Raw genomic sequence first — 203 nt, forward strand, 5'->3', positions numbered from 1 at the left:
AAACCGTAGCGAAATAAACTTACTGAAAGTCGTCCATGCTTCTTTATTTTTATTGCTTTTTTTCGATCATGTTGCCATTCACCTGTTAAATAGCACCAACAGAAACCGATAGCTAGCACTGCTATCAATTTCTTGACTCGTCTAGGGTCTGTTAAACGAGTATTTTCAAGATTGAATCCACGTCCTTTGAGACAACTAAATAG

1 pseudogene is annotated in these 203 nt (G+C 36.9%); it reads right to left on the bottom strand.

Going from position 1 to position 203, the window contains the following annotated elements:
- Window positions 1–203 (bottom strand): annotated as a pseudogene (locus tag ACWQ4X_RS19970) (IS4-like element ISAba33 family transposase); the annotation flags it as partial.

This window comes from Acinetobacter sp. NigerLNRRAM0016, assembly GCF_054112845.1.